This is a genomic window from Kitasatospora sp. NPDC056783 (assembly GCF_042789895.1).
In the GTDB taxonomy this organism is placed as follows: domain Bacteria; phylum Actinomycetota; class Actinomycetes; order Streptomycetales; family Streptomycetaceae; genus Kitasatospora.
In genome coordinates, this window is record NZ_JBHUAF010000401.1 from 1 (window position 1) to 7,774 (window position 7,774).

The window sequence follows — 7,774 nt, forward strand, 5'->3', positions numbered from 1 at the left end:
GTGCCCGGGGCGCGGTGCCCGGAACGCGCCGCCGCCGGCGTTCGGCCGACCGTCAGTGCGCGGCGAAGGCCGAGGTGACCTGCGCGGCGGCGTCGGCGGAGGCCTTGGCCACGTCCGCCTTGCCGGTGACGACCTGCTGGAGCATCGTCGGGATCACCGCCTGGGCGTCGATCTGCGCCCACGCCTGGTCGAGCGGCACGAACTTGGTGCCGGCCGCGATGGTGTCGGTGAACGGCTTCAGGAACGCGTCCTTCGCCGCGACCTTGCCGCTGACGGACTTCAGCGTCGGCAGGTTGCCCATCGCGTCGTACATCTGCTCCTGGTACGTGGGGCTCGCCAGCAGCTCGGCGAACTCGACGGCCAGCGTGCGGTGCTTGGCCGCCTTCATCACGCCCAGGTTGTTGCCGCCCGCGAAGGCCGGGGCGATCGAGCCGGGCTTCGCACCGGGCAGCGGCACCACGCCGTACTTGCCCTTGACGGCGCCCGCCTCGACCTTGCCGCGGTTGGAGTTGAGCAGCACCGCCATCGCCGACTTGCCGGCGGCGAACAGGTCGACGGTCTTGCCGCCGGTCAGGTCCGCGCACTGCTGGGCGGGGCAGCCGTCCGGGCCGAACAGGTCGGTGTAGCGCTTGATCCCGGCCTGCGAGGCCGGCGAGTCGATCGCGGCCTTGAACTTCGAGCCGTCCTGGGTGGCGATGTCGCCGCCCGCGTCCCAGACGAAGGGCAGCGCGGCGAAGGTGTACTTGCCGCCGACCGCGATGCCGAAGGTGTCCGGGTGCGCGCCGTGGATCTTCTGGGTGGCGGCGACCAGTTCGTCGTACGAGGTCGGCGGGGTGAGGCCGGCCTCGGTGAACAGGTCGGTGCGGTAGTACAGCGCCCGCACGCCGACCCACCAGGGCAGGCCGTAGGTCTTGCCGTCGACCACGGAGGTCTTGGCGATCGCCGGGTCGAGGTCGCCCTTGTCCTGCCACTTGTCCAGGTCGGCGGTGATGTCGGCGAGGCCGCCGGCGGCGACGTAGCCGGGCAGGTCGGTGTTGCCGAACTCGACCAGGTCGGGAGCGCTGTTCGGGTCGTTGAAGGCGCCCTTCATCTTGGCCGCGCGGGCCGAGGCGTCGGTGTCGATGTAGCTGACGTTGACGGTGACGCCCTGGTGGGAGGCCTGGAACTCGGTCACGGCCTTGGAGATCACGGCTTCCTTGGCCGCGTTGCCCGCCTCGTTGTACAGCCAGACCTGCAGGGTGCCGGTCCGGTCGTCGCCGGCCTTGTCGCTCGCCGGCGAGGCGGTGCCGGGGGCACAGGCGGTGGCGGCCAGGCAGCCGGCGGCGAGCACGACGGCTGCGGCGGTCCGTCCGATGAGTCGCATGATGGAGACCTCCCCTCCCGACAGCTGCCGCCGAGACGCGCGCCGCCGGGGACGAGCACGTCGAAGCAGGCCCTGACCGGGGCCGATGGTGAGTGAAGTGGTGGGGGTTACGGCAGGGCGTAGCGCTCGGGTGGGGCGTCGTCGCCTGCTCGATGGCAGGGACGTTAGGCGGGGGCGATCGGCGCCAACAAGAGGGAGTTGGGGAAAGTTTTGCACTGCACAACGTTGTATCGAAGATGCGGCGATCCGGCCGCGAACAGGTACGTTCTGACAACCGCCGCCGACCAGCGGGGGAACACCGGCAGAACAACACCAGGGAACGGACCCATGACGGAGACGGCGCCCAAGAAACCCGCGACCGAACGCAACCAGTCCTCCTCGCTGCGCCGCGCGCTCGCCGTCCTCGGCTACGTCCGCGACCACAGCGACCGGCGCGGCGTCCCGCTCGCCCAGCTCGCCGACGGACTCGGCCTCAACAAGAGCACGGTACTGCGACTGGCCGGCCCCCTGCTGGACGAGCACCTGCTCGACCGGGACCGCGAGACCGGCTGGTTCCGGCTCGGCCACGGCTCGTTGCGGCTCGGCCAGGCCTACCTGACCACCCTCGACCTGCGCACCGTCGCCGCCGAGCACCTGCGCCGGCTCCAGCGGGAGGCGGGCGAGACCGTCCACCTGACCGTCTGGCAGGCCCCCGGGATCGTCTACCTGGACAAGGTCGAGGACGAGACCAACGTCCGGATGGCCTCCCGGGTCGGCAGCCGGGCCCCCGCCTACTGCACCGCCACCGGAAAGGCGATCCTCGCCTGGCTGCCCGAGGAGGCCGTCGCCGAGGTGGTCACGGCCGGGCTGCGCCCGGTCACCGCCTGGACCATCTCCGACGAACCCCGGCTGCGCGCCGACCTGGCCCGCATCCGCGCCCGCGGCTACTCGATCGACGACCGGGAGAACGAGCCCGAGGTGCGCTGCGTCGCCGCCCCGATCTTCGACCACACCGGCGAGGTGACCGCGGCCCTGTCCGTCTCCGGCCTCACCTCGCGGATGACCGCCGCCCGGGTCCGCGCCCTGGGCCCGGTGGTCGCCCAGGTCGGCCTGCGGATCTCCCGCGAACTGGGCTCCGACCGCCAGCCGTCCTGAACGCCCGGCAACTCCCGCTCCCGGGAACGCGGAAAGGGTCCGGCGCCATTCGCATGACGCCGGACCCCGTCCGACTCTGGAGCGCCAGGCCCGGGTCGCACGGACTCTCCCCACTGAAAGTGGGACGTGCTCTGGTAGCACCACTGACGCCTGACGAGGGATCGTCTCCCTCGCGACAGGAAGTACAGTACAAGCTCCGTGATCACGCGCCAAATCGGAGGCGAACCCGGCATGACGAGCAGTCGACCGGAGGCCGTCCCGTACGCGGACGGACGACTGATGGACGTCCACCGCCCGGCCCCCGCCGCCTCCGCCGGGCCCGCCCCGGTGGCGCTGCCCCGGCACGGCTCGGGCCCCGACGAGCGCGACGTGCCGCACCCGCGGCCCGCCTCGCGGGCCGACGCCCCCGACCGGACAGGGCGGCGGGTCAGTTCCCGGCGACCAGGTCGCGCAGCCCGTGGCCGCGCTCCAGTGCCTCCAGGTCCCGCCGCAACGGCGGTCGCGGGACGGTGAGCACCGGGCAGGTCGCGCGCTGGACGCAGTAGGCGGTGATCGACGGCCGGATCAGCCGGGAGAGGCGGCCCCGCTCCCGGCCCGCACCGAGCACCAGCACGTCGTCCGGCCGGTCGGCGCAGCGCACCAGGGTGTGGGCGGTCTCGCCGCGGACGGTCTGGCAGCGCAGCCGCACCCCGGCGTAGCGCCCGGCGAACGCCTCGTCGAGGGCCTGGCGCAGCCGGGCCACGGCGGCGGCGCGTCCGGCGTCGACCACCGGCGGGCACGGAGTGCGGCGGTAACCGTACTCGTCCCCCGGCGGGGTCCAGCAGAGGACGGCGAGCACCTCGACGCCGGTCCGCCGGGCCTCGGCCACCGCGTGGTGCAGTGCGGCGAGGCTGCCGAGCGAACCGCTGACACCGACCACCATCCGGCCCTCGTCCGCGCTCACGTCACCGTCCGCCATGGCCCCGCCCTGCCTCTCCGCCCGTCCGGGTGCCCACGCACCGTCCCACGTCCACGTCCAGCAAAGCGGCCGGCACCCGTGCGGCCTCGGCTCGTTGACGCGGCTCTGACGCGGAACCGGGCGTTCCCTACGCGTCCCTGACGCGCCCCCGGTACGGCCGTACGGCGCGGACGGGGCACGTGGACGGGAGGCGGACGGGGCGCCACCCGGCACGCTCAGGCCTTCGGCGGCTCCGGCGCGTCCGCCTCCCAGAGGTCGGCGAACATCCGGTCCAGGTGCTCCTCCCCGATGGGCGGGACCGGCAGCGGGTGAGTGGCCCGGGCTCGGAAACCGTCGAGCAGGAGGGCGAGGTAGCGGCGCCAGAGGTCGGGGCGCAGCTCGGTGGCGGCGGGCAGGGCGCGGCAGAGCGGGCCGAGCAGGAAGAGCAGGTCCATGGTGACCACGTCGCGGCGCATGGTGCCCTGCTCCTGGGCGCGGGCGATCAGGGCTCCGACGGTGGTGGCGTGCTGCCGGCTGATCTCGATCATGCCGGGGATGGTCGGGATGGCCTGGGTGACCAGGTCGTTGATGCCCCGGTCGGCGGCGACCAGCTCGAAGATCCGCCCGAAGTACCGTTCGAGGCCGCTCCAGGCGTCCTCGGCGGCGAGCGCCTCCTGGCCGGCGTCGGCCAGGCCGGCCCCGGCGTCCGCGAACACCTCGCCCATCAGCGCCTCGCGGGTCGGGAAGTGCCGGTAGAGGGTGGCGTTGCCGACACCCGCTTCCTTGGCGATCTGGTCCAGCGGTACGTCCAGGCCGTGCCTGGAGAACATGTCGCGGGCGGCGGCGAGCAGCAGGTCGCGGTTGCGCTGCGCGTCCCGCCGGAGCCGCCCCGGGGGGTTCGCGCTGCTCGGTGGTGCCATGCCCCGACCCTAGCAAGTGCCGGCCGGCCGCACCCGACACGGGGAGTCCGACGCTCAACTTACGCTCCTGGTAGGCGAGTTGCTTGACGCATCGGACAGAGAGAGGTAGTGGCCCCGGCGGGGGAAGTCCGCCGGGGCCACCGTCGCGTCAGGAGTGTTCCGGGGTGTTCCGGAGGCGTTCCCGCTCAGCAGGTCTGGTCGATCAGGGAGAACGTCGCGTAGTGGTCGCCGGTGTAGTAGTCCTCCTGGTAGGCCTGGCCGGTCACGATCCGGCGGGCGCCACGGGTCGGGGAGCCCGGGGTGATGACGGTGTACTCGTGGTAGTAGCCGTAGGACTCGCCGGGCAGGACTCCCTCCCGGTTCTGGAAGACCACGCCGTCCTGGGAGTACGGGAAGGGCCCGTCGGAGGCGATGAGGCCGAGGGTGTCGGCGGCCTGCGACGGGAGGGCGGAGAGGCAGACCGTTCCGCTCACGGTGGCGTGCGCGTCGGTGGCGACGGCGACCGGGGCGAGGGTCATCAGGGCGACGGCGGTGACGGCGGCGGCGCGGGACTTCCACGCGCGTAGAGTGCGGGTCATGTCCCCCAGTGTGGCGAGACACCGTCAACTCCGGAAGCCCTCTGGAAAACTATTAGCCAGTGAGTGACTTCCCTTTACCAAAGGCGACTTGAGCTATACGCCGACCTCTCCCGGCCGCCGCCCCAGCCGTCCGCGAAACGCCCACGAACCGCCCGCCCGGCGCAATGGCCGACCGCCGTCGAACAAGTGCCACGGCCGCCCCACCCGCCCGCGCGGGCGCTCGCGGCGCCCGAACCGGGCCGCATAGAGTGCCGTACGGAACGGCGGATCATGACGGGCCGTAACGATCTCTGACGGGGTGGGGCATGGGTACGGTCTCGGGCACATCGCTGACGGCGCACCAGCTGATCGGGCTGCTGGTCGACCCGGACGGCTTCCGGAGCTGGGACGAGCCACCGCCCGGCCCGCCCGCCGACCCCGGTTACCGCGCCTCGCTCGACCGGGCCCGCGAGCGCACCGGCCTGGACGAGGCCGTCCTCACCGGCGTCGGACTGGTCGACGGCCGACCGGTCGCCCTGGTCGCCTCCGAGTTCGGCTTCCTCGGCGGCTCGATCGGCGTCGCCACCGCCGAGCGGATCACCCGCGCCGTGGAACGGGCCACCGCCGAGCGGCTGCCGCTGCTCGCCCTGCCGGTCTCCGGCGGGACCCGGATGCAGGAGGGCTCGGCGGCCTTCCTCTGCATGCTGCGGATCACCGCCGCCGTCCAGGCGCACCGCGCGGCCGGCCTCCCCTACCTCACCTATCTGCGCAACCCCACCATGGGAGGGGTCTTCGCGTCCTGGGGCACGCTCGGCCAGCTGGTCCTCGCCGAGCCGGGCGCCCGGCTCGGCTTCCTCGGCCCCCGCGTGTACGAGGAACTGCGCGGGGTGGAGCTGCCGGCGGACGTCCAGCTGGCCGAGACGCTCGCCGGGCGGGGCCTGGTGGACGCCGTCGTCCCGCCGCAGGAACTGCGCGAGCTGCTCCGCCGCGCCCTCGCCGTGCTCGCCACCGTCCCGCCCTCCCACTCCCACTCCCCCTCTCCTTTCACTTCCACTTTCACAACCCCCGCGCCCGAGACCGCCCCAGCCCCCGGCGCCGAGCACCCCGACGCCTGGGACTCCGTCCGCCGCACCCGCCGCCCGGACCGTCCGGGCGCCCGCGAGCTGCTGCGGCACACCGCCGGGGAACTGGTGCTGCTGGACTCCCCCGGCGGACGCGGCGGCGCGCTGGTCCGGGCGCTGGCCGTGCTCGGCGGGCGCCCCGTCCTGGTCGTCGGCCAGCAGCGGCAGACCCCCGGGCACGAGCGCCCCTTCACCGCCGCCGACCTGCGGGCCGTACGGCGCACCGCGCGCCTGGCCGAACAGCTCGGGCTGCCGCTGGTCACCGTGGTGGACACGGCCGGCGCGGAACTGTCCGCCGAGGCCGAGCTGGAGGGCATCGCGGTGGAGATCGCGTACTGCCTGACCACCCTGCTCGCGCTGCGCACCCCCGTGCTGGCCGTGTTGCTCGGCCAGGGCTCGGGCGGCGGGGCGCTGGCCCTGCTCCCGGCGGACCGGGTGATCGCCGCCGAGCACGCCTGGCTGGCGCCGCTGCCGCCGGAGGGCGCTTCGGCGATCGTCCACCGGGACGGCGCGCACGCGGCCGAGCTGGCCCGCAGCCAGGGGATCGGGGCGCGACACCTGGCCGAGGTCGGGCTGGTCGACGAGGTCGTCCCCGAGCTGCCGGACGCCGCCGAGGAGCCCGGGGCCTTCTGCGCGCGGCTCGGGCAGGCGGTCGGCGCGGCGCTCGCCACCCTGACGGGGGCCACCGAGGCGGACCGGCTGGCAGCCCGGGCCCTGCGGCACCGACGGCTGGGCGACCTGCGGTAGGCACTCTCCTCCGGTCTCCGGCCGGCCGCCGCGACGGTGTGGCGCCGGTCTCAGCCACGGGGTTGATCGTCTGCACCCACCGTGCCGCGGCCGGGCCTGCGCGTGACGCCCACGACCCCCCGAACGGTGAGTGCGCTCACACGCGATCAACACGAACGACGGAGGGTAGTAGACACCGTCGAGGCCCCCGCGCCACCCCGGTCCCCCCGGAGTCCGCGCAGCTCAGCGCCCTCCCGAGCGCCCGCCCCGGCCTGTCCTTCGAATCCACGGCCACGCCGTCCGTACGACCGGGCGTCGTAACCAGAGGGGCTTGGCGACAGCCGATCCCGTCTGCCAACAATGGCTCAGTCGTCAGCCGCACCGGCACCTGTCCCGCCGGTGAGTGGCTAACCGCCGTGTCACCCCCGCGACCGTCCGGCCCCTGTCCCGGCCGTGGTCCTGGGCGGGGAGCGACCGGCCCAACCCGATTGAGGTCCCGTTCCACATGCCCGCTTTCAAGCTCCGCATGCGCACTTCCGCCGCCGTTCTCGCCGGCGCCGCCGGTCTGACCGCCCTGGGCGCGGGCGTCCTGCCCGCCACCGCGAACGCCGCCTCCCCGCAGGCCATCGCCGCCCAGATCGTCCCGGCGAACCAGCTGGCCTCCTTCAACCAGATCATCTCCCACGAGTCCGGCTGGAACGTCAGCGCGACCAACCCGAGCTCGGGCGCGTACGGCCTGGCCCAGGCGCTGCCGGGCTCCAAGATGGCCTCGCACGGCTCCGACTGGAAGACCAACCCGAGCACCCAGATCAAGTGGGCGCTGGACTACATGAACGGCCGCTACGGCAGCCCGAACGGCGCCTGGGCCTTCTGGCAGACCCACCACTGGTACTAAGCCGACCCCATCGGCCCACCTGCCTCCGACCGTCCCCTGACCACTCCCCCTCACCCCGGGGGCCGGACAGGGACCACCGGGGTGCCCGAGAGGGCCCGGACCCGCGCGATCCGCGTGGTCC

At 73.8% G+C, this 7,774-nt stretch carries 7 protein-coding genes; 3 read left to right on the forward strand and 4 right to left on the reverse strand.

Annotated elements, in window-relative coordinates; genetic code table 11:
• Positions 1 to 52: 52 nt before the first annotated feature.
• Entirely contained in the window at positions 53 to 1,363 is a 1,311-nt protein-coding gene (locus ACFRMQ_RS34955; protein WP_380734823.1) for an extracellular solute-binding protein, read from the reverse strand.
• Positions 1,364 to 1,690: 327 nt separating this feature from the next.
• Here ACFRMQ_RS34955 and ACFRMQ_RS34960 point away from each other — a divergent pair, with 327 nt between their 5' ends.
• A complete protein-coding gene (locus ACFRMQ_RS34960) occupies positions 1,691 to 2,497 on the forward strand; it encodes an IclR family transcriptional regulator (RefSeq protein ID WP_380734824.1) in 807 nt (268 codons plus the stop codon).
• A gap of 427 nt (positions 2,498 to 2,924) precedes the next feature.
• Here the strand turns inward: ACFRMQ_RS34960 and ACFRMQ_RS34965 are convergent, their stop codons facing one another.
• The 3 genes from ACFRMQ_RS34965 to ACFRMQ_RS34975 form a co-directional block, all read right to left on the reverse strand.
• Positions 2,925 to 3,455 (reverse strand): universal stress protein, encoded by a 531-nt coding sequence (locus ACFRMQ_RS34965; protein ID WP_380734825.1) that lies wholly within the window; start codon positions 3,453 to 3,455, stop codon positions 2,925 to 2,927.
• Between the two features lie 215 nt (positions 3,456 to 3,670).
• Positions 3,671 to 4,354 carry a TetR/AcrR family transcriptional regulator gene (locus ACFRMQ_RS34970; protein WP_380734826.1) on the reverse strand — a complete coding sequence of 228 codons (684 nt, stop codon included), beginning with the start codon at positions 4,352 to 4,354 and terminating at the stop codon, positions 3,671 to 3,673.
• A 185-nt stretch (positions 4,355 to 4,539) separates the two neighbouring features.
• Positions 4,540 to 4,932, reverse strand: a complete 393-nt coding sequence (locus ACFRMQ_RS34975; protein ID WP_380699189.1) for a ribonuclease — start codon at positions 4,930 to 4,932, stop codon at positions 4,540 to 4,542.
• Between the two features lie 305 nt (positions 4,933 to 5,237).
• Between ACFRMQ_RS34975 and ACFRMQ_RS34980 the strand changes: the two genes are divergently transcribed.
• Both ACFRMQ_RS34980 and ACFRMQ_RS34985 read left to right on the forward strand, forming a co-directional pair.
• Positions 5,238 to 6,779: a carboxyl transferase domain-containing protein gene (locus tag ACFRMQ_RS34980; protein WP_380734827.1), complete on the forward strand. Its 1,542-nt coding sequence runs from the start codon at positions 5,238 to 5,240 to the stop codon at positions 6,777 to 6,779.
• A gap of 505 nt (positions 6,780 to 7,284) precedes the next feature.
• Positions 7,285 to 7,653 (forward strand): transglycosylase SLT domain-containing protein, encoded by a 369-nt coding sequence (locus ACFRMQ_RS34985; RefSeq protein WP_380734828.1) that lies wholly within the window; start codon positions 7,285 to 7,287, stop codon positions 7,651 to 7,653.
• The last annotated feature ends 121 nt before the right edge of the window (positions 7,654 to 7,774 follow it).

Bases quoted from the DNA above. Each gene is read 5' to 3' on its own strand.
- ACFRMQ_RS34955 (WP_380734823.1), bottom strand. From the start codon at position 1,363: ATGCGACTCATCGGACGGACCGCCGCAGCCGTCGTGCTCGCCGCCGGC.
- ACFRMQ_RS34960 (WP_380734824.1), top strand. From the start codon at position 1,691: ATGACGGAGACGGCGCCCAAGAAACCCGCGACCGAACGCAACCAGTCC.
- ACFRMQ_RS34965 (WP_380734825.1), bottom strand. From the start codon at position 3,455: ATGGCGGACGGTGACGTGAGCGCGGACGAGGGCCGGATGGTGGTCGGT.
- ACFRMQ_RS34970 (WP_380734826.1), bottom strand. From the start codon at position 4,354: ATGGCACCACCGAGCAGCGCGAACCCCCCGGGGCGGCTCCGGCGGGAC.
- ACFRMQ_RS34975 (WP_380699189.1), bottom strand. From the start codon at position 4,932: ATGACCCGCACTCTACGCGCGTGGAAGTCCCGCGCCGCCGCCGTCACC.
- ACFRMQ_RS34980 (WP_380734827.1), top strand. From the start codon at position 5,238: ATGGGTACGGTCTCGGGCACATCGCTGACGGCGCACCAGCTGATCGGG.
- ACFRMQ_RS34985 (WP_380734828.1), top strand. From the start codon at position 7,285: ATGCGCACTTCCGCCGCCGTTCTCGCCGGCGCCGCCGGTCTGACCGCC.